This window comes from Streptomyces sp. NPDC049627 (assembly GCF_044465645.1).
Lineage (GTDB): Bacteria > Actinomycetota > Actinomycetes > Streptomycetales > Streptomycetaceae > Streptomyces.
The window spans coordinates 221,606-245,590 of record NZ_JBITLW010000012.1 but is presented as its reverse complement, the minus strand read 5'-3'; the positions used below and the strand labels follow the sequence as shown (position 1 = coordinate 245,590).

19 protein-coding genes are annotated in these 23,985 nt (G+C 72.2%); 15 read left to right on the top strand and 4 right to left on the bottom strand.

The genetic code is table 11. The features are described 5' to 3' along the window. Positions 1–44: 44 nt before the first annotated feature. Positions 45–1,625 carry a PucR family transcriptional regulator gene (locus tag ACIBU0_RS31015; RefSeq protein ID WP_398825013.1) on the bottom strand — a complete coding sequence of 527 codons (1,581 nt, stop codon included), beginning with the start codon at positions 1,623–1,625 and terminating at the stop codon, positions 45–47. A 183-nt stretch (positions 1,626–1,808) separates the two neighbouring features. On the opposite strand from ACIBU0_RS31015, the gene ACIBU0_RS31010 reads away from it, so the two are divergent. The 4 genes from ACIBU0_RS31010 to ACIBU0_RS30995 all read left to right on the top strand — a co-directional run bounded on the left by ACIBU0_RS31010 (position 1,809) and on the right by ACIBU0_RS30995 (position 6,348). Next, positions 1,809–2,687 carry a chorismate synthase gene (locus ACIBU0_RS31010; RefSeq protein ID WP_398825011.1) on the top strand — a complete coding sequence of 293 codons (879 nt, stop codon included), beginning with the start codon at positions 1,809–1,811 and terminating at the stop codon, positions 2,685–2,687. Continuing rightward, entirely contained in the window at positions 2,684–3,790 is a 1,107-nt protein-coding gene (menC, locus tag ACIBU0_RS31005; RefSeq protein ID WP_398825009.1) for an o-succinylbenzoate synthase, read from the top strand. The genes ACIBU0_RS31010 and menC overlap by 4 nt, the downstream gene beginning before the upstream one ends. Positions 3,791–3,892: 102 nt before the next feature. Further along, a complete protein-coding gene (locus ACIBU0_RS31000; RefSeq protein ID WP_398825007.1) occupies positions 3,893–5,641 on the top strand; it encodes a sensor histidine kinase in 1,749 nt (582 codons plus the stop codon). Next, a complete protein-coding gene (locus tag ACIBU0_RS30995) occupies positions 5,638–6,348 on the top strand; it encodes a response regulator transcription factor (protein WP_398825005.1) in 711 nt (236 codons plus the stop codon). Before ACIBU0_RS31000 ends, ACIBU0_RS30995 begins: the two co-directional genes overlap by 4 nt. A gap of 8 nt (positions 6,349–6,356) precedes the next feature. Here ACIBU0_RS30995 and ACIBU0_RS30990 read toward each other — a convergent pair whose 3' ends face one another. Beyond that, a complete protein-coding gene (locus ACIBU0_RS30990; protein ID WP_398825003.1) occupies positions 6,357–6,734 on the bottom strand; it encodes a response regulator in 378 nt (125 codons plus the stop codon). A gap of 164 nt (positions 6,735–6,898) precedes the next feature. Here ACIBU0_RS30990 and ACIBU0_RS30985 point away from each other — a divergent pair, with 164 nt between their 5' ends. The 11 genes from ACIBU0_RS30985 to ACIBU0_RS30935 all read left to right on the top strand — a co-directional run bounded on the left by ACIBU0_RS30985 (position 6,899) and on the right by ACIBU0_RS30935 (position 21,423). Beyond that, positions 6,899–8,095 carry a DUF6777 domain-containing protein gene (locus ACIBU0_RS30985; protein ID WP_398825000.1) on the top strand — a complete coding sequence of 399 codons (1,197 nt, stop codon included), beginning with the start codon at positions 6,899–6,901 and terminating at the stop codon, positions 8,093–8,095. A 207-nt stretch (positions 8,096–8,302) separates the two neighbouring features. Continuing rightward, complete coding sequence (locus ACIBU0_RS30980; protein WP_398824999.1) at positions 8,303–8,602, top strand: hypothetical protein; 300 nt, start codon at positions 8,303–8,305, stop codon at positions 8,600–8,602. 349 nt (positions 8,603–8,951) lie between these two features. Next, positions 8,952–11,402: a hypothetical protein gene (locus tag ACIBU0_RS30975; RefSeq protein ID WP_398824997.1), complete on the top strand. Its 2,451-nt coding sequence runs from the start codon at positions 8,952–8,954 to the stop codon at positions 11,400–11,402. 132 nt (positions 11,403–11,534) lie between these two features. Beyond that, entirely contained in the window at positions 11,535–11,888 is a 354-nt protein-coding gene (locus ACIBU0_RS30970; RefSeq protein ID WP_398824995.1) for a hypothetical protein, read from the top strand. Positions 11,889–11,962: 74 nt separating this feature from the next. Continuing rightward, positions 11,963–12,694 (top strand): HAD family hydrolase, encoded by a 732-nt coding sequence (locus tag ACIBU0_RS30965; protein WP_398824993.1) that lies wholly within the window; start codon positions 11,963–11,965, stop codon positions 12,692–12,694. A gap of 73 nt (positions 12,695–12,767) precedes the next feature. Continuing rightward, the gene (locus tag ACIBU0_RS30960; protein ID WP_398824991.1) at positions 12,768–13,136 is read left to right on the top strand and encodes a bleomycin resistance protein; all 369 of its coding nucleotides are present in this window, start codon (positions 12,768–12,770) and stop codon (positions 13,134–13,136) included. A gap of 409 nt (positions 13,137–13,545) precedes the next feature. Continuing rightward, the gene (locus ACIBU0_RS30955) at positions 13,546–14,553 is read left to right on the top strand and encodes an NADP-dependent oxidoreductase (RefSeq protein WP_398824989.1); all 1,008 of its coding nucleotides are present in this window, start codon (positions 13,546–13,548) and stop codon (positions 14,551–14,553) included. Further along, positions 14,550–15,344 carry an SDR family NAD(P)-dependent oxidoreductase gene (locus ACIBU0_RS30950; protein ID WP_398824987.1) on the top strand — a complete coding sequence of 265 codons (795 nt, stop codon included), beginning with the start codon at positions 14,550–14,552 and terminating at the stop codon, positions 15,342–15,344. The genes ACIBU0_RS30955 and ACIBU0_RS30950 overlap by 4 nt, the downstream gene beginning before the upstream one ends. A gap of 133 nt (positions 15,345–15,477) precedes the next feature. Beyond that, the gene (locus ACIBU0_RS30945) at positions 15,478–16,470 is read left to right on the top strand and encodes a hypothetical protein (RefSeq protein ID WP_398824985.1); all 993 of its coding nucleotides are present in this window, start codon (positions 15,478–15,480) and stop codon (positions 16,468–16,470) included. 88 nt (positions 16,471–16,558) lie between these two features. Next, positions 16,559–18,424, top strand: coding sequence for an HSP90 family protein (locus ACIBU0_RS30940; protein ID WP_398824983.1), 1,866 nt, complete (start codon positions 16,559–16,561; stop codon positions 18,422–18,424). Between the two features lie 2 nt (positions 18,425–18,426). Beyond that, positions 18,427–21,423, top strand: a complete 2,997-nt coding sequence (locus tag ACIBU0_RS30935) for a hypothetical protein (RefSeq protein WP_398824981.1) — start codon at positions 18,427–18,429, stop codon at positions 21,421–21,423. Between the two features lie 44 nt (positions 21,424–21,467). Here the strand turns inward: ACIBU0_RS30935 and ACIBU0_RS30930 are convergent, their stop codons facing one another. Beyond that, positions 21,468–21,614: a hypothetical protein gene (locus tag ACIBU0_RS30930; protein ID WP_398824979.1), complete on the bottom strand. Its 147-nt coding sequence runs from the start codon at positions 21,612–21,614 to the stop codon at positions 21,468–21,470. Positions 21,615–21,715: 101 nt separating this feature from the next. Continuing rightward, positions 21,716–23,887 (bottom strand): RICIN domain-containing protein, encoded by a 2,172-nt coding sequence (locus ACIBU0_RS30925; protein ID WP_398825245.1) that lies wholly within the window; start codon positions 23,885–23,887, stop codon positions 21,716–21,718. Positions 23,888–23,985: the final 98 nt, after the last annotated feature.

Sequence of the window (23,985 nt, the reverse complement as noted above, 5' to 3'; positions counted from 1 at the left end):
CCTCCGGCATCCCCACGCGACACACGGCGCGCCGCCGCGGTGGTTCACCGCCCGGCGCCCCGCAGCCCCCCGAGCGTGCGCAGCTGCAGCCACAGCACCAACCGCACGTCCGGGTCGTCCAGATCGATGCCGAGGTGCTGCCGCGCCTGCCGGAGGCGGTACCGGCAGGTGTTGGGGTGCACGGCGAGCAGCTTCGCCGCCCGCGCCATGTCGCATCCGGCGTCCAGCCAGCACACCAGCGTCCTGGCGTACTCGGTGCCCTGCTCGGCGTCGTACGCCAGCACCTCCCGCCACGCTCCTTCCGTCAACTCCCGCTGCCCGCACATGACTTCACGCAGCCCGAGCAGGGTGACACGGGCACGTACCTCGGTCACGGCAGCCACGTCCTCGTCCGGCCCGAGCACCCGCAGCACGAGATCGGCGTCGTCCCGTGAACCACGCACGGCCGCCAGGCCCGCGACCAGGTCACCCAGCCCCGCCCGCACCGGCACCCGCAGTGCCCGGCCCGCGCGCCGCACGATGTCCTCGACGAGCCGCTTGTGCCGCTCCCCACCACCCTCACCGGCCACCGGCAACAGCGCGTACACCCTGCCGTCCGCCAGCACGCACGCGTGCCGCCCGTAGCGCGCCTCGCACTGGAGCCGGACCAGGTCCAGCAGCCGCAGCGCGGTCTGTTCCCCGTCCGGCGCGGACACCGTGCCGTCGAGTGCGAAGGCCGCGACACGGACCGGGGCGTCCGGGGCGAGGCCGAGGCGGTGCGCGGCGCCGGCGGGATCGGTGGTGCCGTCGAGGAGGCGGCGCAGCAGGTCGCTCGTCACATGCCGGGACAGTTCCTCGCTCGCCCGGGCCCGCAGCAGGAGCAGGGCGGCCGTGGACGCGCCCCGGGCGAGCGCCTCCTCGGCGTCGGGGCCGAGGTGACCGTCGTCGACGGCCCACACCGACCCCAGCGTCTCGCCGCCCGCGCGGATCGCGACGGCGAGCCGCGGCAGCTCGTCCCCGTCGAGTGCGGCGAGACGTACGGGACCGGGGGCGGCGAACAGGACGCGGTACTGCTCGCTGTTCTCCGGGCTGCTCGGCACCTGGCGGCCCAGGATGCCCTGCCGCCGGACCTCGTCGACGGCCTGCCCGGGAACGGTGGAGTAGGCCAGGATCCGCTGGCGGGCGTCCTCGACGACGATCGCGCCGCCCACGGCGGCGGCCACCGCGTTGGCGAGCGTGAACAGGTCCCCGAAAGCGGCCCCGCCGCCCGCCGGACCGGGCCGGGAACCGACCGCGGACGCCAGCAGCAGATGGACGTGGTGCCAGGCGGCCGCCTCGTCGATGGCGAGCAGGGCCAGACCGTGGGCCTTCGCCGCCGTCACCGCCTCGGGCTGCCCGTCCCTGCCCCGCACCACGAGCCCGGCCATCCCGGCCGCCGCGGCATCGCAGGCCAGCGGCCCGACCTCGCCCGCTCGCACGCCGACCGCCAGCAGCAGGGCGCCGGACGCGCTGCGCGGAAACGGGGCCCCGGCGTCGTACAAAAGGATCTCCGAGACGGGTGCGGTGAGGCCGGCCGGGGCGGTGAGCACGCGGAACATGGGCTCGCCGAAGGTGTCGAGAAGTTCCTCGAGGGTGCAGGCGTCCATGGATGGGGCGGTCTCTTCGGTAGGGGACAGTCACACGGGGGAGGGATTGGCGCTTTGAGGTTTCTTGAGGTGTTTCCATCGAGGGATGGCCCCTGCGGGCCTTGGCCGATCGCACCACAAGCATGGGACCTCATTGTCCCCGACGCCAATGGCCGGCAGATCGTTGCCTTGGACACTCGAGGCATGACACCTGTGACGAACTCCGCCACCGGGTCCGGTACGGCGGACGGCACGCCGAACGCGGGCGCCCTCGCCAAGGGCTCGGCGCGTACCGCCGGGGTCACGGTCCGTACGGTGCACGACGTGGCCGGTATCCGTGCCGTGGCCGACTTCTTCGCCGATGTGTGGCAGACGCCGCGCGCCACCCCGCCCTACCCTTCGGAGTTGCTGCACAGTCTGGTGCACGCCGGTGGCGCGGTGCACGCGGCGTACTCCGCCGGGCCGTCGGGCGAACGGCCGGCCGGGGCGGCCGTGGCGGTGTTCGGGCCGCCCGCCGAGCGGGACGTGTACTCGTTCGTGGCCGCGGCGACCGCCTCCGGCCGCGGCGTCGGCTTCGCGGTCAAGCAGGCCCAGCGGCTGTGGGCGCTGGAGCGCGGCGCCACCACCATGCGCTGGACCTTCGACCCGCTGGTCGGCCGCAACGCCCGCTTCAACCTGGTCAAGCTGGGTGCTGTCGGCAGCGAGTACCTGGTCGACTTCTACGGCCCGATGACCGACGGCGTGAACAACGGCGACGAGAGCGACCGGCTGACCGTCGTATGGGACCTGGTGAGCGGGACCACGCGGGAGGACGACCCCGCCGAGGACCGCCCGGCCGCCGGCGTAGTGTGCCGGGCACCGGACGGCGGCCCCCTCGCCCTGCGCGCCGCGGACAGGCTGTGGTGCCGCGTGCCCGAGGACGTCGTCGCGCTGCGCACCGCCGACCCGGCCCTCGCGCTCGACTGGCGGCACGCCGTGCGCGAGGTCTTCACCGAGGCGTACGCCGAGGGACTGCGCGCGACGGCCATGTCCCGCGACGGCTGGTACCTGCTGACCCGCCCCTTCCCCGAGGAGAAGGAATGAAGCTCGAACGCGTCGAACTGCTCCATGTCGCCATCCCGCTCGTCACCCCGTTCCGCACCTCCTTCGGGACGATGACCACCAAGGACACCTTCCTGCTGCACGTGGTGACCGACGAGGCCGAGGGCTGGTCGGAGTTCGCCGCCGACCCGCAGCCGCTGTACTGCTCGGAGTTCGTCGCCGGCGCCGAGCTCGTCATCCGGGACTTCCTGCTGCCGCGCGTCGCGGCCCTGCCCGCGCCGACGACCGCGCTCGTCGCCCCCGCCATGGCCTCCGTCAAGGGCCACGAACTCGCCAAGGCCGCCCTGGAAACCGCCCTGCTGGACGCCGAACTGCGCGCCTACGGGATGTCGTTCGCGACCTTCCTCGGCTCGGTCCGCGAACGGGTGCCGGCCGGCGTCTCGGTCGGCATCAAGAACTCCGTGCCCGAACTGCTCGACGACGTCGAGCGGTACCTCGCCGAGGGCTACCTCCGTATCAAGCTGAAGATCGAGCCGGGCTGGGACGTCGAGCCGGTGCGTGCCGTACGCGAACGCTTCGGCAGCGCACTCCCGCTCCAGGTCGACGCCAACACCGCCTACACACTCGCCGACGCCGAACACCTGCGCAGGCTCGACGAGTTCGGGCTGCTGCTGATCGAGGAGCCGCTGGAGGAGAACAACCTCCACGCCCACGCCCAGCTGCAGAAGCGGCTGGCCACCCCGGTCTGCCTCGACGAGTCGATCCACTCCGCGCGCGACGCGGCGTCCGCGATCGCGATGGACGCCTGCCGGGTCGTCAACGTCAAACCGGCCCGCGTCGGCGGCTATCCGGAAGCCCGTCGCATCCACGACGTGGCCGCCGCCCACGGCGTGCCCGTGTGGTGCGGCGGAATGCTGGAGACCGGCATCGGCCGCGCCCCCAACCTGGCGCTCGCCGCCCTCCCGGGCTTCACCCTCCCCGGCGACACCTCCGCCTCCAGCCGGTACTTCGCCGAGGACATCACCGAACCCTTCGTCCTCCAGGACGGCCACCTGCCCGTACCGACCGCCCCCGGCATCGGCGTCGACCCCCTGCCGGACGTGCTGGCCCGGTTCACGACGGGCACTCGGGTGCTGTACGCGTGACCGGGCGGGGGAGTTTCCCCGGGACCGCGTACGGGAGTCGGCCGATCGCGTACCGTGAGGACACGCAAGACGCGGTGAACGGCCGTCACGGGGGAGGCGGTTATGGGGGGTGCCCCTCGGGGGATACGTACCGCCGTCGCCCTCGCCGTGGCCGGTACGGCGTTCGGCAGCTGGGTCCTGGTGGTCACCGCACCCGACCGGTACGCCGACTCGACCTCCACGCTCTTCTCGGCCTCGGTCGGCGGACTGTACCTCGGGGCCGGGCTGCTGGCGCGGTTGCGGCGGCCGGGCAACGTGGTCGGGCTGCTGATGCAGCTCGTCGGCATCGGCTGGTTCGCGGAGGACCTCCAGATCTCCACCGATCCGCTGGTGCACACCGTCGGCCTCTTCCTGCGCTCCGCGTCCACCGGGTTCCTGATCCCGCTGCTGCTGGTCTTCCCCTACGGCCGCCTGCGCTCCCGCGAGGACGACGGCGCGGTCGCGGCCGTCGCCGACCGGGTGCTGGTGGCCGTCGGCTGCACGGTGGCCTTCGTGCTCCAGCCGGTCGCGGTGTTCTTCCACGACTCGATCACCGAGAACCTGCTGCTCGTCCACTATGTGCCCTGGCTCCGGCAGGTGACCGACGCGCTGCAGCTCGTGGTCAGCGTGGCCGTGGTCGCCGTACTGCTGTGGCGCTGGGCCAGGGCGTCGCGGCCGTACCGCCGTGAACTGGCCCCGCTGCTCGCGGTCGGTCTGGTGGGCGGGCTCGCCTCCGGACTCGACGCGGCGCTCGGCGCCGACCGGGAGTGGTCGCACACCCCGCTCCTCACGGCCGTACATCTGTCGGTCCTGTGTCTGCCGCTCGCGTTCCTCGCCGGGGTGTGGCGGATCCGGCTGGGCCGCACCGCCGTGGCCGAACTGCTGCGCAGGCTGCCGCTCGACTCCCGCCGCGCACTGCGTGACGAACTCGCCCGGACGCTGGACGACGGGTCGCTTCAGCTGGGCTTCCCCGCATCCGGCGGGGACGGTTACGTCGACATCGACGGCAGGCCGTTGACCGCCCGGCCCGGCCAGTGGACGAGCGTCCTGGAGCGCGGCGGGCGGCGGGTCGGCGTCCTCGTCCACGACCCGGCGCTGCGGGAGGACCGGTACGTCCTGGAGGCGGTCGTCTCCGCCGCCGCACTCGAGCTCGACAACCAGGCCCTGGTCGCCGAACTGCGCGCGTCCCGCCGACGCGTCATCGAGGCCGGCGACGAGCAACGGCGCGAAGTGGAACGGCACTTGCACGACGGGGCCCAGCAGAAGTTCATCAACCTGGGTCTCCAATTGCGCATCGCCCGCCGCCGTCTGGACCGCGCGGCGAGCGGTGCCGAACTGGCCGGGCTGCTGGACGACGCGCTCGCCATCCTGGAGCAGGGGCACGCCGAACTCCGCGTGGCGGCCCGTGGCATCCACCCCGTGGTGCTGAGCGAGGCCGGGCTGGCGCAGGCCCTGCGGTCGCTGACCGCCGGTCTGCCCCTGCCCGTCGACCTGCACGCCGACGAACTGCCCCAGCTGCCCGAGCCGGTCGAACTCACCGCCTACTACGTCGTGAAGGAGGCGGTCAGCAACGTGCTCAAGCACGCCGACGCCCGCACCGTCCGCGTCGACCTCCACCACACCGACGGAGTACTGAGCCTGAGCGTCACCGACGACGGCGTCGGCGGCGCGGACCCGGCGGGCGGTGGCACCGGTCTGCTCGGGCTGCGCCACCGGGTCTCCGCGTACGACGGCCGGCTGACCGTCCGCAGTCGTCCCGGCGAGGGCACGGTCGTCTCGGTGACGCTGCCCACGCGGGAGCGGGCCCCGAGCAAGGAGGATGAGCCGGTATGACGGCCGGCGTGGAGGACCGGGCGGCCCGTGGGCGGGCACTGCGCATCGTGCTCGCCGACGACGACCCGGTGTACCTGCGGGGACTTGCGGACATCCTGGAGGACGAGGGCCACGAGATCACCGCGCGGGCCGGGGAGGCGCACGCTCTTCGGGCCGCGGTGGCCGGCACCCTGCCCGACGTCGCCCTGATCGACATCAGGATGCCGCCCACGCAGACCCTGGAAGGTCTCCGTGCGGCGGTGGAGATCCGCCGCGCGCATCCCGGGGTGGGCATCCTGCTGTTGTCCAAGGACCTGGAGCTCACCCATCTGCGGCAGCTGCTGGAGGCCGGGCCCGCGGCCGCCGCCGGAGGCATCGGCTACCAGCTCAAGTCGCGGGTGACCGGCGCGGACTTCGTCACGGACGTCGTGGCCCAGGTCGGGGCCGGAAGATACGCCATCGACGGGGACATCCAGCGCGCCCTCTACCGCACCCCACGCCGCCGCGACCGGCTGGCCGCCCTGACGGACCAGCAGCTGAAGGTGCTGGAACTCATGGCGTGCGGGCTGTCCAACTCGGCCGTCGCGGCGAAGCTGTCCATCAGCAAGAGGACGGTGGAGGACCACGTCAACACCGTCTTCGACAAGCTGGACCTGCGGCCGGAGGCCAAGGAGATGTACGACCGCCGGGTACGCGCGGTGCTGATGTACCTCGCCGCCGACGACTGATCGCCCGCTCACCGTCCCCCCAGGGCGACCAGCCGCGTCAGCGCCGCCGCCGACAACTGCTCCTTCGCGAGGAACCCCACCGCCGGGGACCGGGCGATCCGCTCCCCGTACAGCTCGGCCTCCCGCGCCGAACAGAGCACCACCGCCGTCGTCGGAGCAACCCCGTGCAGGGCCCGGCACACGGCGAAGCCGTCCTCGAACCCGTCCCTGCCGGACAGCCCGATGTCCAGCAGAACGGCATCCGGCTGCTCCCGGACGACGGCGACGACAGCCTCCGCCGCCGAGCCCGCCTCCGTCGCGGCGAAGTCGCCGTCCGTCTCCAGCAACGCCCGTGCCACGGTTCTGAATCCCGGGTCGTCGTCGACGATCAGCACGGTGCGCGGCATGGGCCCATGGTCACCGCCGACGGCGGGCGTCGTCATCCGTGCCGGCACGGATCCGTGTCCCCGGCGATCCCGTGCCGACCACGATGTGCCCGCCCCCGCCGGCCGCCCACACTGGCGTGACCGTTCGCCGGCCCGGCGAACCGGAAGGAGCCAGAAAGAAGATCATGAAACGTATACGGGGGAGCGGGCGCAAGGCAGTCGCGCTCGCGGTCGTCCTGGGCGTCCTCGGCTTCCTGACCACGGGATGCGCCGTATTCGCCAGAAAGGCCGCCGTACGGGCCGTCGCGCGCGGAGTGCCGAGCGCGGCGCCCTTCTTCAAGAAGCTCGGCACCGACATCGCCATCGGGGAGGCCCTCTCCTACATCGCCGGGGAGGTCGGGGGAGGCGACCCGGGTCTGTACGGGGGGACCCGGGACGCCGGCCACTGTGACAAGGCCAGGCTCGTCGACTTCCTCCAGCAGCCGGAGAACCGGCGCAAGGCCGAGGAGTGGGCCGACGTCGAAGGGCTCGCCGGAGTCGACGACATCAAAGGCTTCGTGAAGAAGCTGACGCCGGTCCTGCTGCGCGCCGACACCCTGGTCAAGGACCATGACTTCGACGCGAAGAAGGGCAGGAGGAAGGCCTTCGACGCGCTGCTGGAAGCGGGAATCGCCGTCCTGGTCGACCAGTTCGGGCGCCCGGCGGTCCAGTGCAGCTGTGGCAACCCGCTGTCTGCGTTCGAGCACGACGTCGACAAGGCCGATGTGCACTTCGACGCCCGCAACAAGAAATGGCCGAGGTACGACGCGAAGAAGGTGGCCAAGGTCAAGCCGACGCCCAAGGACGAGCCGGTCGAGGTCTACCAGCTCGTCGACGTCGAGGAACCGGACACCGGACTGGCCCGCGAGACCGGCTCCGACGGCACCGGCGACGAGGTCCTGCCTCAGGCGCCGGACCCGGACGAAGGCTCCGTCTCGCCTTCCGCATCGGAGACGGCGGACACGGTCACGGTCCCCGATGTACGGGGCCAACTGCTCGAGGACGCGCAGGCAGCCCTGGAGGCCCAGGGATTCCAGGTCGACACGACCGAGGAGACCACCGACACGGCCGCGCCCGGCACGGTCACCGGCCAGAGCCCGGAGGCAGGGGGCGCCACCCCGAGCGGCTCCCTGGTGACACTGACGGTGGCGAGCGCCGCCGGCACCGGGACCGGGGAGCCCGTCACCGCGGAACCCACGGTGGACGATCAGGGCGGCAACGGCGGCGGAGACATCGGCGGCAGCGCCGAGAACGGGGGATCCGAACAGGACGGCACGGCCGCCGATACGTCCGGCTCGGACGGCCTCTACGGCGGTACGGCCGGCGGTGACTCCGGCGGCTGACGCGGGGAGCGGGGCGCCGGTGCCACCATGCGGGGGCACCGGCGCATCGACATGCCCCCTGAGGAGCGCAGCTCCAGCCCGCCGTGCCCGAGGGCGGTGACGCAGCCTGGGCCGGGCGGTCGGCGTCGGAAGGCCGTGCGGGGCCGGCCGCCGTATCGTCAGGGCGTCAGAAGCCTGTCGGGGGGCCGACGAAGCGAGGCGGATGCCATGGGCGTGCTGCGGATCGCACTGCAGGACGACTTCCAGGGCGAGCATGTCGTGGTCGCCGTGGACGGAACCGTCGTCCTGGACGACCCCTCGGTGCACACCAGGCGGGAGATCAGCCTGGCCCGCGCCCTCGACGTTCCCGTACGCGACGGCACGGTCACGGTGGAGGTCTCGGTCCAGGGAGGGCCACGCGAGAGCGTGGAGATCGACACCACCGTCAGCAAGGCCGTGCTGGTCGACCTCGATGCCGACGACGGCCTCACCCTCCGCGCGAGCGGAGCTCTCCCCGGTTACTTGTGACCGGCCTGTCTGCCGGGCGAGGCGCTGCAGGGCGGGCTTGATCGGCCGCGTTCGAATTGCGAACCGGGCTGATCGGGCTTCCACTTGAAGGGTCCGGCCCGCCAACGGCAGGGGTGTGCGCTCGGCGGCGCAACCGGACGGGGCGCACGCTCCGGGCCGGTTCGGCAGCCGTCCGTATCGCGCTCAGGCATCCCGACCGTTGCAGCGCCCTGCCCTGATGCGGCACGCCATGCCGACAGGCCGGACGCCCGCAGACCGCGCACCACGCGCGCCGCAGCGGCCGGACATCCACCCCTTCCGCTGTACCACCACGCCCGGCCGACGGAGCCCGGGCTGAGGAGAGGCCGGCATGACCACACAGCAGCACCGCCCGCGCGGGCTCGACGAGCTCGTCCGCGCCGTCGTCGAGGAGATCTCCCGCCTTGCCGGTGACGGCAGGGAACGGGCCGGGTACGGCTCGGGCCCGTACGCCGAGGGCGTCCAGGACCGCTGGGACACGGTGGCCGGCGTTCAGCCAGGAGCGCCGGCCGCGGCCCTCCTGGTCCAGCGCAGCGGCGTGTACGTACGCACCGACCTGCCCGTCGTCCCCACCCCCGACCACGACGGCATGCAGATCGTGCAGGACGTGACCACGACGCCCGGCACGGCAGCGCCGGAGGTCCGGCCGGCCGGGGCGGCAATGCCGGCGGGCGCCCTTGTCGACGAGAACGCGATGGCGGTCGAACAGCCCCGGACCGGTCAGCCGCAGGCCGAGACGATCCCGCCCGGCGCCGCCCTCGACCTGTTCGAGGAACTGCGGGTGGACGTGGACGGGCAGGCCCCCACGATGACCGTCTCGGGCCGCATATGGCGGCTCATCACCGGCGGTCTCACCTGGATGGCCAAGGTGACCAAGCAGCCGGACGGCACGTACACCGGGCCCGTCAGCTACCGCGACGGCAACACCTCCCTGCGCCCCGCCACCTCGATCCGCGTGCAGCTCACCGGCAGCCCGCCGCTGCAGCCGCTCGCCGCACGGGTGACCTTCCGCCGCCCGGGCGCGGCCGACCTGGTCCTCGGCTACACCTTCGCGCGGTCGGCGTTCCGCGAGGTCGGGATCGAGTTCGACCGCGTAGAGGGGGCCGAGCAGACCGTCTCGTATGCGTTGCACGACCACCCCGTGCGGCCCGACGGCCTGCCCGACATCACCCTCACGATCGAGGATGCCTTCACCCGGCAGGGAATCAAGGTCACCCGCACCGGCGGCAGCAACATGATCCCGCGCTCGGCTTCCGTCGACGACAAGTGGTCCGACATCGAGATGCACGACGCGATGCAGCAGCACTGGTCCAAGTGGAAGCCCGGGCCCGGCGGGCAGGGCGTCGCCCAGTGGCAGGTGTGGACGCTGTTCGCGGGCCTGCACGAGCCGGGCCCGGATTTCACTCCCCACGAGCTCGGCGGCATCATGTTCGACAGCATCGGCACCGCCCAGCGGCAGGGCTGCGCGATCTTCTCCGACTCGTTCATCTCCGACCTGCCGCCGGACGACCCCGCACCCGAGGCGTTCGCCCGCCGGATGCGCTTCTGGACGGCAGTGCACGAGATCGGGCACTGCTTCAACCTCGCGCACGCCTGGCAGAAGTCGCGAGGGACGGCATGGATTCCGCTCCTCGACGAGCCCGAGTCCCGCAGTTTCATGAACTACCCGTTCCTGGTGTCCGGCGGTCCGCAGGCGTTCTTCTCCGACTTCCGGTACTTCTTCTCGGAAAGCGAGCTGCGCTTTCTGCGGCACGCACCCGAGCGGTTCGTGGAGATGGGCAACATCCCCTGGTTCGACCACCACGCCTTCGAGCAGGTCCGCCAGTACTCCGCCCCCAGCCCTCTGACGCTCTCGCTCCGCGTCAGCCGCGGTCCCGACCACGAGGGCGCGTACCGCTACGGCATGCTCGAACCGGTCATCGGGGAGCTGAAGCTGGCCAACACCTCCACCGACCCGGTGATGGTCGACCGCAACAAGCTGATGAGCGACGACCTCGGCATCGTCATCCAGCGTGAGGGGGAGACCGAGGCCCGGATGCACCGGCCGTACCTGAAGTACTGCATGCGCCCGGCACCCGTGGTGCTGCAGCCCGGCGAGGCACTCTACGGGCAGATTGTGCTCAGCTCCGGCCTCGGCGGCTGGCAGATCGCCGAACCCGGCGCGTACCGCGTGTACGCCGCGCTGCGGACGGCCGCCGCCGGTGCCACGGCGTCCGCCGCCGGCTCCTCGGCCGGACAGGTCATGGCCGCGCCGCTCACGCTCCGGGTGGAGCGCCCGGCCAGCCGTGAGCAGGAGCGGCTGGCGGACGACGTTTACACGGACACCGTGGGACGCGTGCTGGCGCTGGGCGGAAGCCGGGTGCTGCAGGGGGCCAACGACGTGTTGCGCGAGGTCGTGGAGCGGATTCCCGGCGAGGCCGTCGCCAAGCACGCCGCCGCCTGCCTGGCACTGGCGGAAACCATCCCTGGCAAGGTCATGCAGGGTGGTGGCGACGGGGCGGCTCCGCGCCTGGAGCTCACGACGGTCGACACCGAGTCCGGTTGGCAGCGTGCCGAGCAGGCGTACGGAGACCTGAACGCCGCCGCCGAGACGTTCGGCCACATCCGTCTGACCCGCAACATCGAGCACATCGCCCGGTCGTTCGACCAGCAGGGCAAGGGCGAGCCCGCCACGCAGCTGGTGGGCGGTCTCGCCCGGACCCTGGAGAGCCGCCGGGTCAAGCCGGATGTGGTCCAGCGCGTCCGCGAGCTCGGGCAGCAGCTGGGCGGCGGCGGCCAGTAGGCGACCGCCCACGCCGGAATGTTCCACCCGCCCCCTTCCGGAGCCGTCCGGGAGGGGGCGGTCTCGGGCGGTCCCGTCCCGCCCGGAGGTGACTGCCCTCAGTGCGACCGGGAGTTCGGCGTCGGCTCCGCAATGGTGGATCAGGAACAGGCAGTCCGCGTCGGTGCCGCTGCGGCGAACGGCTTCGATGCCGCCGGGTGCGGTGGCGAGGACGGGACGGACGCCGGCCTCGTCGCGGATACGGTCCAACAGTGCGGCCGGCGTGTCGAATTCGACGTCGCCCATGCGCCCGAAGAAGTCGGCGAGCGCTACCCGGGTGCCGATCAAGACCTGTTGGGTGTGTGCCGGATCCTCGTGCCGGCGATGATCACAACCTGGCGCTGGGATCGGGGCGACCAACTCCCCGACGGGCGCCGCTGGGGCGTGGAATGGCTCAGCCAGATCCGAGCAGCACTCGATCGCAACGGCCTGGACAGCCGTGGCTGATCGCGGAGCTTCACGCAAAGGTCGCGATGTCCGTCTTCTGGTGTTCGGGACGGGCACCACGAGATGATCACCCTATGGCAGAGGTGATCTTCTTCGATCTGGACGGCACCCTGGTCGATCACCGGAGCGCGGTCTTCGAAACGATCGGACAGATCGTCCGGGCCGCGCCGAACGCGACCGCTCCACCGGAAGAACTGGTGTCGCTGTGGTGGACGCTGGAGGCGCGCCACATGCGGGAGTACCTGGCCGGTCAGTGCTCCTTCGCCGAGCACCACCGACGCAGGGCCCGTTCCTTCCTGCCGATGCTCGGCGAGCCGGTTCCCGACAGTCCCGGCCTGCTGGACGCCTGGATCGCCGAGCGCTACCTCACCGTGTTCGAGGAGTCCTGGCGGTGCTATCCCGATGTCCAGCCATGCCTGGAGACCCTGAAACGGCTTCCCCGAGGACCGCGTCTGGCCGTTCTCACCAACGGGGACCCCGAACAACAGCGCGCCAAGCTCGCCCGCTTCGGCCTCCTCGAATACTTCGAAGCCGTCCTGACGCCGACCGAGCTCGGTGCGGCCAAGCCCGTCGCCTACGCCGCTGCCTGCCGGTGGATGCGTACGGGCCCGGCGCAGGCGGTCAACGTGGGCGACATGCTGGAAAGCGACGCGAACGCAGCCGGTCTCGCCGGTCTCACCGGCATCTGGCTGGACCGCGGCATCGACTTCGTCACCGGTGGACCGTCGCCGACGGCGGACGAGACGGTGCTCCGTATCGAACGGCTCACCGACCTCCCCGACCACTTGTCACGCACGAACGCCTGACTGGCACGCCGCGCGCTGGAAGGCTGAAGGCGTACCACCGCGCTCGCGGTCACCTGCATGCGAGACTGACCAGATGTCAGAAGTCGTGTTCACGAACGTCGCGCCCGTCGTCCCCGTCCGGAACCTGGACGCCGCTCTGGACCGCTACCGCCGTCTCGGCTTCACGGCGCATGCCTACGAAGGTCCGGATCGTTACGGCTTCGCCGAGCGGGGCTCGGTGTCGGTTCACCTCAGTGAGTGGGCCGAGCACGATCCCTCCCGCACCGGCGCCGTCATCTACCTCTATGTCAGCGACGCGGACGCCGTCTACGCCGAGTGGAAGGCTTCCGGCATCGAGGGCCGCTTCGTGGAGCCGGCGGACACCCCCTACCAGCTCCGGGAGTTCACGTACGTCGATGCCGACGGCACGGCTCACCGTGTGGGATCACCGCTGGCGACCTGAGGGGTCCGAGCAACTTCGGAGAGGGAAGCAGTGGTCCGACGCGCACCGGCGGGGCGGTCGGCGATCCGATCGAGGAGGTGGCGGGCGGCGTTGTCGCCGATCTCGCGGCCGGTCCGGTCGACGCTGACACGGGCGACCGTGCCACCTGGCGCGTCGGCTCGGGGACGCACACATTGACCAGCCGCGGCTGACCGTCGAACACCGCACTGATGCCCTTGGCGTGGACGCCGGCAGGCCATGCGGACGGTCTTCGCTCGAGCACAACGACCTCCTCATCGGCGCCGGCCTCTCCGGACACCGGGCCAGTCGCTGTCGGCTCCGACAGGGCGTGTGGCGCACGTCACTACTCACGGCATACCTACCGGTCGGTACCCTCACCCGTGGACCGTCGTGAACGACAGGAGACGTGATGTCTGCGACCAACCGCCAGATCCGCCTGGCAGCCCGCCCCGTCGGCGAAGTGAAGCCCGAGGACTGGGAGCACCACTCCGCGCCCGTCGAGGAGCCGGGTCCCGGCCAGTTCGCGGGCCGGACGCGTGTCATCTCCCTGGACCCGGCCATGCGCGGCTGGCTGGACGATCGCCCCTCCTACCTCCCGCCGGTCGGCATCGGCGAGGTGATGCGTGCAGGGTCGGTCATCGAGGTCACCGCCTCGAACCACCCCGACTACCGGCCGGGCGACCACGTGGTCGGCACGTTCGGCGTCCAGGAGCACGTGGTCTCCGACGGCAAGGGGGCGATGAAGGTCGACACCTCACTCGCCCCGCCCTCCACGTATCTCGGCGCGCTGGGCATGCCCGGCATGACCGCCTACTTCGGTCTCCTGGACGTCGGGGCGCTGAAGGACGGCGAGACGGTGGTGGTGTCCGGGGCGGCCGGCGCGGTCGGCACCATGGTGGGGCAGATCGCGAAAGCGAAGGGCTGCCGGGTCGTGGGCATCGCCGGCGGACCGGAGAAGTGCGCGCTGCTCACCGGCGAACTCGGCTTCGACGCGGCGATCGACTACCGTGCCGAGGACGTGCGCAAGGCACTGCGCCGGGAGGCCCCCGACGGTATCGACGTCTACTTCGACAACGTCGGAGGGGACATCCTCGACGCCGCCCTGACCCGGCTGGCGATGCACGCGCGCGTCGTGGTCTGCGGCGCGATCAGCCAGTACAACAACGCCACGCCGGTCAAGGGCCCCTCCAACTACCTGACGCTGCTGGTGCGTCGGGCCCGCATGGAGGGCTTCGTCGTCTTCGACTACGCCAAGCAGTACGCCAAGGCCGCGCAGGAGATCTCCGGCTGGATCGCGGACGGCCGTATCAAGGTCAAGGAACACGTGGTGAGGGGGACCGTGGACGACTTCCCCGAGACGTTGCAGATGCTCTTCCGCGGTGAGAACGTCGGCAAGCTCGTGCTGGAGCTGGCGTGAGCGCCGCCGAGGCCCTTCGGGAAGGGCAAACGGACGGCGCCGCGCTCGCGGGCAAGGTGGCGATCGTCACCGGCGGTGCCAGCGGACTCGGCCGGGCCATGGCACTCGCGCTGGCGGATGCCGGGGCACGGGTGGTCGTCGCGGACCTCGACGCGCGGGCCGGCCGCGAGGTGGCCGACCAGGTCGACGGCGCCTTCCGCGCCTGCGACGTCTCCGACCTCGACGCCAACCGCGCGCTGGTGGACTTCACCGTAGAGCAGTACGGCGGTGTCGACATCGCCCTGCTCAACGCGGGCGTGGCGACCGGGTGCGGCGTCGGCGACGACTTCGACCCGGCGCGCTACCGCCGGGCGATGGGCGCCAACCTCGACGGCGTGGTCTACGGCACCCACGCGGTGCTGCCGGCGCTGCGGGCCCGCGGCGGAGGGGCGATCGTGGCGACCGCCTCCCTCGCGGGACTGGCGGCGGTACCGCTCGACGCCCTGTACGCGGCCAACAAGCACGCGGTCGTCGGACTCGCGCGTTCCCTCGGACCGGCTCTCGCGCCGGACAACGTGCGCTTCAACGCGATCTGCCCGGGGTTCGCCGAATCACGGATCATCGACCCGCTGCGCGACATGCTCTCCGAGCAGGGCCTGCCCGTCATCCCGGCCGAGGTCGTGGCCGACACGGTGCTGCGGATCCTCACCGGCGCCGGCACGGGCGAGTGCTGGTTCGTCCAGGCGGGCCGCGAACCGGAACCGTTCCGCTTCCGCACCGTCCCCGGCCCGGGGAAGCCGGTCGCTGTGTGAGGGGCATGCCCGCCGGGATCGCCCCCTGCCTCGCACGCCCGTGAAGTGCCGGTGAAAACCCTGTGGAAGCGGTGTCGGTGAGGCCGTTTATGCTGCACCGGACGATCACGCGGGACCCAGGGGAGGGCGCGGCATGTTGGGCAGGCTGTTCGGTGGAGGAGGGGAGAGAACGGCGGCGGACCCGCACGTCCTCCCCGTCCCGCGCAAGAAGAAGCACGGGGTTTACACCCTGCGGGCGTTGGGGGATGCGCGCGTGCTCGCGCTGGTCGAGGCGGCCGGCGCGGGGGACTGGGAGGCGGTCAAGGCGGCGCTGGCCCCCTTCGATCTCGGCCGCGAGCAGGCGGTTCTCGGGCAGCTGGCCGTTGTGGACGGTGTGCAGGAGTGGGCCGTCCGGGCCGCCGAGGAGGACAAGGGCGACGCGGAGCTCCGGGCGACGGCCCTGCTGATATCGGGTGCGCGCCATGTCCACTGGGGCTGGGAAGCGCGCACGTCCGCCCGTGCCGTGGACGTCGGCCGCGAGCAGTGGCAGACCTTCTACGAGCGGCTGCGCATCGCCGAGGAGCACCTGCTCGAGGCCGCCGAGCTGCGGCCCGACTGGATCACGCCGTGGCGCCATCTGCTCACCTCGGGACGCGGCATGTCCCTCGACGACAGCGTCCAGGAGGCCCGGCTCGCGGCCGGTCTGCGCCGTGATCCGCTGAACCTGGACATTCACCTGGAGTGGGTGTCGCACCTCCAGCCCCGCTGGGGCGGAGAGCCGGGCCAGGCCCTGGAGTTCGCTCAGAAGGCGTTCGCCGGGGCGCCCGACGGGCACCGGCTCGGCTGTGTCGTCGCCATGGCGCGTATCGAGGAGTGGGTGGAGTCCGACGACCGCGACTGTCTGCAGCAGCCCCGGATCCGGACTGAGTTGAGGGAGGCCGCGGAGCGCAGCATCCTGCACCACGCGTACGAGCGCCGCCTCGGCTGGCAGGGCGACTACAACATGTTCGCCATGGCCCTCTCGCTGGCGGGCAGCAGCACGGCCTCCAATGTCTTCCGCGAGTTGGAAGGCGTGTTCACCGAGTGGCCGTGGACCTTCATGGCGGACCCGCAGAAAGCGTACGCGCGCTTCCGCAAGGCCTTCTGAGCCACCGGCCACACCGTCACCGCCCGTCTTCGGCCGGTCCCGCGGACCACCGCTGACCTCCGCCGTTCCCTTCACCCCGGACTGCCCCATGCCCCTGCGTGACACCTCCGCCCACCACGCCGCCACCGACCGCACCTTCCAGGTCGACCTCCGCGGCCTGGTGGACCTCCTCTCCCACCACCTCTACTCCAGCCCCCGCGTCTACCTGCGCGAACTCCTGCAGAACGCGGTCGACGCCCTCACTGCACGGCACGCCGTCGAGCCCCACGGCGACTTCGGCATCCGCCTGTACGCCGACGGCTCCGTCGTACGCGTCGAGGACGACGGCGTCGGTCTCACCGAGGCCGACGTGCACACCTTCCTCGCCACGATCGGCCGCAGCAGCAAGCGCGCCGAGAAGATCGAGGAGCAACGCGGCGACTTCATCGGCCAGTTCGGCATCGGCCTGCTCTCCTGCTTCCTGGTCGCGGACGAGATCCACGTCCTCAGCCGCTCCGCCCGCACCCCCGACGCACCCGCCGTCGAGTGGCGCGGACGCGGCGACGGCAGCTACACCGTCCGCACCCTGCCCGCCTCATCCCGCCCCCGGCCCGGCACCACCGTCACCCTGACACCGCGCGCCGACGCGGCCGAGTGGACCCGCCCGGCCCAGGTGCACGCGCTGGCCCGCCACTTCGGCTCCCTGCTGCGCCACCCGGTGACCTTCGACGACGGCACACGCGGCACAGGCGGCCCGGGTGACACCGGCGGTGCGGGCGTGTCCGTCAACCCCGAGCCCGCACCCTGGGCGCGTACGTACCCCACCCCGGGAGCCCGCGCCCGCGCGCTGGCCGCGTACGGCGAGGAGGTCTTCGGGTTCACACCCCTGGACACCATCGAGCTGGACCTGCCCGCCGTAGGCCTCAAGGGCATCGCGTGCGTGCTGCCCGAGGCGGTGCCGGCCGGCCGTCGCCACGGCCACCGCGTGCACGTCAAGGGCATGCTGCTGTCCGAGCAGGCCGAGGAGATCCTCCCCGACTGGGCGTTCTTCGTCCGCTGCGTCGTCGACGCCGAGAGCCTGCGCCCGACGGCGTCCCGCGAGTCCCTGTACGAGGACGACACCCTCGCCGCCGTCCGCGACGCCCTCGCCGAGCGGCTGCGCGCCTGGATCGCCCGGGCCGCCGCCAGCGACCCCGACCTGCTGAACCGCTTCCTCCAGGCCCACCACCTGGCCGTGAAGTCGCTCGCGGTGCACGACGACGAGATCCTGCGGATGCTGCTGCCCTGGCTGCCGTTCGAGACCACCGACGGGCACACCACCCTCGACGAGTTCGCGCGCACCCACCGCACCGTGCTCGTGACGTCGAGCGTGGAGGAGTTCCGGCAGGTCGCGGCGATCGCCTCGGCCGCCGGGCTCGGTGTCGTCAACGGCGGCTACACCTACGACCGTGAACTGGTCCACCGGCTGCCCGAGATCAGGCCCGAGGCCAGTGTCGCCGACCTCGACCCGGCGACCCTCACCGCCCACCTCGACCCCGTCGACCGGGAGACGGAACTGGCCGCCGCGGCCTACCTCGCCCAGGCCCGCGACGCCCTCGCCGTCTTCGACTGCGACGTCGCGCTGCGCACCTTCCAGCCGGCTTCCGCCCCCGCCCTCCTCGTCGACAGCCGCGAGGCCCGGCACGAGCGCACCCGCTCCCAGCTCGCCCGCGAGCAGGAGGGCGGCCTGTGGGGCGACATCCTCGGCGCGCTGCGCCAAGAGGCCCCGCGCGCCCAGCTGATCCTCAACCAGCTCAACCCGCTGGTCCGCACCGCGGTCACCATCGACGAGCCCGAACTGGCCCGCACCAGCGCCGAAGCCCTCTACGGGCAGGCCGCGATGCTGTCCCGGCGCCCGCTCAGGCCCGCCGAGTCGAGCCTGATCAACCGCTCCTTCCTCGACCTTCTCGCCCACGCCCTCCGCAAGGACAGCTGACGATGCCCACCGCACCCCATCCCCAGAGCACAGCCGAGCTGTACCAGGCGCTCCAGGAGAACGACCGGCGCCCCTACGGCCGCACCCGCACCGTCACCGCCGAGGAACTCGTCGATGCCGCCGAGCAGTTCGCCGAGCCCGTACCGCTCATCCACGCCCTCCTCGAACTGCAGGAGGCGTACACCTACGGCTCCGAACCCCGGAAGTCGCCCGTCGTCTTCGCCCGTCTGCTGAACCTCTTCGACGAGCAGCCCGACGTCTTCGACGACCGCCTGCGCCACATGCTGTTCTGGCGGTTCAAGTGGGTGGCCCACGCCCTGCGCCAGCTGCCCGAGGTACCGCTGGCGAGCCTGCGCCAGTGGCTGACGGAGATGCGCGACCGCTACGAGAAGGCGGCCCTCGGCCTGCAGCCGTACTACGGACAGGCCTACCAGCTCGCCGCCCACGTCGGCGAGGACACCGCCCTCGCCTACGAGCTGTGGGCGGGCCGCACCCGCACCCGGCTCAGCGACTGCGAGGCCTGCGAGATATGCCAGCGTGCCCGCCACCACCTCAGGGCGGGCGACGACGAGTGGGCCCTGCGCACCTGGGGGCCCGTCCTGGCCGGCAAGGAGTCCTGCCAGGAGGAGCCCGCCCGCTCCTTCTCGTACGCGCTGCTGCCCCTGCTGCGCACCGGCCGCACCGACCGGGCCCGTGAACTGCACCTGGCCGGCTACCGCGGCTGCCGCCGCAACCCCTCGATGTCCGGCGAGGTCGGCCGGCACCTGGAGTTCTGCGCGTTGACCGGCAACGAGGCACGCGGTCTGGAACTGCTCGCCGAGAACCGCAACCTGTTCGAGGAGGTCGACTCGCCGCTGGACCAGCTCGACTTCCTCACCGGCGTGGAGGTCCTCCTTCAGCGCGTCGAGCTCCTCGGCCACGGCGACCTGCCCGCCGCCGGATACGCGGGCCGCACCTGGACGGTGTCCGGCCTGCGCGCCGAGGTGCGCGGCCGCGCCGACGACCTCGCCGCCCGCTTCGACGCCCGCAACGGCACCACGACCCACAGCGACCGCCGCAAGGCCCGCCTCGACCGTGCTCCACTCCTGGAGGAGCTGGAGCTGACCCTGCGTGTCCGCAGCCTCGACGACGTGGCCCCGGCCGCCCCGGTTGCCGCGCCCGCCGCCCGCACGTCCGCCGCCGTCCCCGACTCGCTGCCCGAACTCATCCTCAGGGCAAGGGAGTTGGAGGAGGCGGGCCACCCGGAGGCACAGGCCTGCTGGGCGCGGTTGCGTACGCTCGTCGCCGCCCGCGACTACGCCCACCCCGACGACCCGGCTGTGGGCCCGCTCGTCCAACTGCGCGCGGACCTGCTGGCCGACGAGGCGGGCCGGGCGGGCGAGAGGGACGAGCACGCCGACGCGGTAGCCCTCCACGAGGAGGCGGCGGCCCTGTACGACGACGCCGGCCTACCTGGTCAGGCGGCGCTCGCCCGCGCCTGCGCGCTGCTCTCCGCCGTCAAGGTCTCAGCAGAGGGCACCGCGGACGGCACGGAGCCCGCGGAGGGCGCGGAGGATGCCGAGGGTGCGAAGGCGGCGGGCGGAGCCGAGGCGAAGGCCGCCGCGCTGACCGCCGCCCACGCCTCCGTCGTCCGCCTGCAGGAGGAGACCCCGGGCCTCGCCCCGTATCTGGAGGGCCGCCTGCTGCGGCTGCGCGTGACCGCGCTCGCCCTGCGCCTGCAGACCTCGGGCAGCGAGGAGCACGTCGCGCCGGTCTTCGCCGAGGCGGACCTGCTGCACGCGTTCGCCTCCCGGCACGACCTCGCCGGGCAGATCTCCGGCGCCCTGCTGCTGCGGGCCACCGCGTACGCCATCTCCGGCGACCTGCCCGCCGCGGTCACCGAGATCGACGCGCTCCTCGACCGGCTGAAGGCGCACGGCCCCGCCTGGCACCTGCCCCGCACCCTCGGAATGCGCGGTCGGCTCCAGCTCGGTCTGCGGGACGCGCAGGCCGCGTACGCGGACCTCACCGAAGGCCTGCGTCGGGCCGCCGACTGGCCGGCCGACGCGGTCGAGACCAGCCGCCTGTACGCCGATCTGGCCCAGGCCTGCATGCGCCTGGGCCGCTCCGACGAGGCGCTGCGGCACCTGACGCGCTCGGCGGAGGTGGACCTTCGCCGCGGCAGCCGGATCGACGCGTTCTGCACCTACAGCAACGCGGCCCAGCTCAGCCTCGACCTGGGTCGCGTCGAGGACTGCATCGCGCTGCTCGACTCCCTGCTGGCCGAACGGGACGTCGCCGCGGGAGAGGTGGACGACCGGCTCGTCGCCCAGCTGCGCCTGATCCGCGCCCGCGCGCTGCACGAGGGGGAGGACCTCAAGGCCGCCACGGCGGAGTTCGTCGCCCTCGCGGCCGAGTCGGCCGGCTGGGACGACGACCCGGGCAGCCACGCCATGATCGCCGCGGAGACGGCCGTACTCCTCGGTGAGTCCGGCGAGTTCGACCGGGCCCGCGAGGTGGCGGACCAGGCGATCGCCGCCCACGCCCGTGACTCCCGCTACGAGCAGCTCAGCAACTGCCTGCGCGAACTCGCCCGGCTCCAGACGCACCAGCAGGGCCCCGACGGCCTGGACGGCGCCCGTGCCTTCCTCGCCGACGCCGGCCGGATCGCCGACGAGGCGCGCGCCGCCGGGTACGAGGCCCACGGCCGCTCCCTGGACACGGCCCTGGCCTACGAACACGGGCGGGTCAACGCCTACGCGGGGGAGTACGAGGACGCACTGGCCGCCCTGGAGAAGGCCCTCGCCCTGCTCGGCGAGCCGGGACCGGGGGACGACCGCGCGGGCGAGTGGGCCGAGTGCGTCCGCCTCGCGGGTGTCGTGGAGGGCGTCTACCTGGAGCGCCCCGCTCCCGCCCTCACCCGTGTCGACGCGGCGGTCTCCCGTCTGACCGCCCTGGGCCACACCGAGGAGACCGAATCGCTGGTCTCCCTGGCGGCCCGGCTGCGCGACGAGGAGTGACACGGCGGACGTGGTGCCGGGGCGACAGCCCGCCCCGGCACCGCTCAGGGTGTCCTGCTGTGGGGCACGCAGTTCTTCGGCTGTTCCCGGCCGGTGGGCCAGCCCAGGCCGACGAACTTCAGCTTGCCGTGGCCTTCCGGCCCCGGATCCGGTTCGACGGCGGCGGCCGGTCGCGTGGCCGCCCTCGCCACGCAGCCGCTCCCAGTCCGGAGGTTGAGGGAATGGGCCGGCCGTCCCTCGGACGGGAGGGACGGCCGACGGTGGAACTCGGTGCGTTGTGCTCGGTGGCGCTCTACGGGTAGTTCGTCAGATTCGCCACGTTGGTCGTGGAGTTGGACGGGCCACCGGTGTTGTTGACGACGTGCCGGATGGTGCCCGTGCCGCCGAGGGAGACGGTCACCATGCCGGCGAACCGCACGCCGGCGTTGTTCGGGGCCTCGATGGCTCGCTCGGCGGCGACGCTCGGGTTGACGTTGAAGTAGCAGTAGCTGCCGAGGCCGTAGGCCTGGTGGCTGGTGACGGAGCCGGCCACCTTGTAGGCGGCGTAGCCCTGCGTGGAGCCGTTCGTCCAGGCCGCCTGGTTGGGCGGGTCGTAGGGCATCTCGTTCTGGTAGAAGTACGTGCGGCCGCCGTTGCCGTTCCAGATGGTCTGGTACTTCTGGTAGTGCTCGACGAACAGGCCGTACGCGGTGACGCCGTCACCGTTGACGATGAGGCCGGTGTCCGCGGTGTTGCTGTTCCAGCCGACGCCGCTGCCGTGGTCGGCGCGCCAGATCCACATGTGGTCGCCGATGACGTTGTCACTGTTGACGACCAGGCTGGTGGTCGCCTTTCCGACGCCCGCGCCGCCGACGCGGAAGTACACGTCGTGCAGGGAGGTCGGGTCGGCGGCGTGCGAGGCGGACGAGCCCGTCGGCCCGACCTCCATCAGGGTGGGCGAGTTGGTGGTGCCCGCGTCGAAGAGGATGCCCGCCACCTTCACGCCGTCGACGTCGGCCACCTTCATCGCGGTGGCGCCGTTGTCGGGGACGAACGTGGCGAGGCCCAGACCGAGGACGACCGTGTCGGCGCGGTTCACGTGGAGGGTCTGGTCGAGGTGGTAGACCCCCGGGGTGACCAGGAGGTTCTTGCCCGCCGCCAGTGCCGCGTCGATGTCCGCGGCGGTCGCGCCAGGCTTCACGACGTAGAAGGTGTCCAGGGACAGCGAGGTGCCGGACGGCGAGCCGCTCGCCCAGCTGGTCGCCGTGGAGTTGGAGCGCAGGGAGGGCACGAACACCTTGTAGGTGCCGTCGCCGTCGACGTACAGGAACGGTTTCTCCCGGCTGACCGGCGTCTGGGCGACCGTGGTGTACGGCGGGTCGGGGAAGCTGGTGCCCGGGACGCCCTGGCTGCCGACGAAGACCATGTTCCAGTTGGAGCCGGTCCAGCTGCCGAGCTGGGAGTTGCGGGTCAGCCACTGCTGCTGGCTGCCGGAGTTGACCTGGCCGTCGATCCTGCTGTCGGCGAGCAGGCCGCCGCTGGACCAGCCGTTGTCGTCCAGGGCGAGGTTGCCGCGCAGGTGCATCCGGCGGTACGCCGCCGCCTGGGAGACCGCCCAACGGTCGTTGCCGCCGGTCGGGTTGACGGACAGGTTCTCGGCCCCGCGCCAGAAGTTCTGCGTCGCGTTGCCCTGGAACCAGTCGGCCTCGGCGTGCACCGCGCCGTTGATCGTGACCGCGTCCGGGGTCAGCCCGAGCCCGGCGACCTGGGTGTAGAAGCCGACGTTGACGTCCGCGTTGTAGGCGCCCGGCTTGAACAGGACGGCGTAGCGCTGGGAGCCGAACTGGTTGGTCTCCTGCTGCTGGAAGATCGAGTTCAGCCTGGACTGGATGGTCGGGCCCGACATGGACGGGTCGAAGACGACCACGTTCGGGCCGAGGTCGGGACCGGCCGTCGACTGGTTCACGGGGACGATCTGGAAGCGCTGGGCGGCGCTGCCGTTGCAGGTGTACTGCACGAACTGCACGCTGTCGGCGGTCGAGGCGCCGGGGTCGTCCAGGCATTTGCCGCTGTTGCGGTTGACGAAGTGGTAGGCGCCGCCGCCTTCGTCGACCGGCAGCCACTGCTGGTTGGCGCCGCCGCCGTAACTCCACAGGTGGACGGGCGCGTTGTCGGCCGTGGACACGTCGGCGACGTCCGCGACCTGAGTCGTGTTGTTGGCGTTGTTGACGCGGACGTAGCCGTCGCTGGTGGCGGTGAAGCTCCATTGCTGGGCAGTGGTGCCGTTGCAGGAGTACTGCTGGACGACGGTCCCGTTGGCGGTACCGGCCGACCGGGCGTCCAGGCACCGACCGCTCGCGGCGTTCATGACGGTGGCGAAGCCGGTGGGCAGGGCCGAGGCCTGGGCGGCCGAGGCGGAGAAGGGGGCGGGGGCGGCGGCCGTCAGGAGGGATGCGGCTGCCGCGGTGACCAGCGCGGTGGTGATGGGTCTGCGGGGGTCCCCGGGGGAGGGGCGCGAGAGTCGGAACACGGAGTCTCCTTGCCCGGGCAGTGTTCACCTTGCGAACGGCTGAGGGCACCTAG

Coding starts and splice junctions, on each gene's coding strand:
- ACIBU0_RS31015 (WP_398825013.1), bottom strand. CDS start 1,625: ATGGACGCCTGCACCCTCGAGGAACTTCTCGACACCTTCGGCGAGCCC.
- ACIBU0_RS31010 (WP_398825011.1), top strand. CDS start 1,809: ATGACACCTGTGACGAACTCCGCCACCGGGTCCGGTACGGCGGACGGC.
- menC (WP_398825009.1), top strand. CDS start 2,684: ATGAAGCTCGAACGCGTCGAACTGCTCCATGTCGCCATCCCGCTCGTC.
- ACIBU0_RS31000 (WP_398825007.1), top strand. CDS start 3,893: ATGGGGGGTGCCCCTCGGGGGATACGTACCGCCGTCGCCCTCGCCGTG.
- ACIBU0_RS30995 (WP_398825005.1), top strand. CDS start 5,638: ATGACGGCCGGCGTGGAGGACCGGGCGGCCCGTGGGCGGGCACTGCGC.
- ACIBU0_RS30990 (WP_398825003.1), bottom strand. CDS start 6,734: ATGCCGCGCACCGTGCTGATCGTCGACGACGACCCGGGATTCAGAACC.
- ACIBU0_RS30985 (WP_398825000.1), top strand. CDS start 6,899: ATGAAACGTATACGGGGGAGCGGGCGCAAGGCAGTCGCGCTCGCGGTC.
- ACIBU0_RS30980 (WP_398824999.1), top strand. CDS start 8,303: ATGGGCGTGCTGCGGATCGCACTGCAGGACGACTTCCAGGGCGAGCAT.
- ACIBU0_RS30975 (WP_398824997.1), top strand. CDS start 8,952: ATGACCACACAGCAGCACCGCCCGCGCGGGCTCGACGAGCTCGTCCGC.
- ACIBU0_RS30970 (WP_398824995.1), top strand. CDS start 11,535: ATGGTGGATCAGGAACAGGCAGTCCGCGTCGGTGCCGCTGCGGCGAAC.
- ACIBU0_RS30965 (WP_398824993.1), top strand. CDS start 11,963: ATGGCAGAGGTGATCTTCTTCGATCTGGACGGCACCCTGGTCGATCAC.
- ACIBU0_RS30960 (WP_398824991.1), top strand. CDS start 12,768: ATGTCAGAAGTCGTGTTCACGAACGTCGCGCCCGTCGTCCCCGTCCGG.
- ACIBU0_RS30955 (WP_398824989.1), top strand. CDS start 13,546: ATGTCTGCGACCAACCGCCAGATCCGCCTGGCAGCCCGCCCCGTCGGC.
- ACIBU0_RS30945 (WP_398824985.1), top strand. CDS start 15,478: ATGTTGGGCAGGCTGTTCGGTGGAGGAGGGGAGAGAACGGCGGCGGAC.
- ACIBU0_RS30940 (WP_398824983.1), top strand. CDS start 16,559: ATGCCCCTGCGTGACACCTCCGCCCACCACGCCGCCACCGACCGCACC.
- ACIBU0_RS30935 (WP_398824981.1), top strand. CDS start 18,427: ATGCCCACCGCACCCCATCCCCAGAGCACAGCCGAGCTGTACCAGGCG.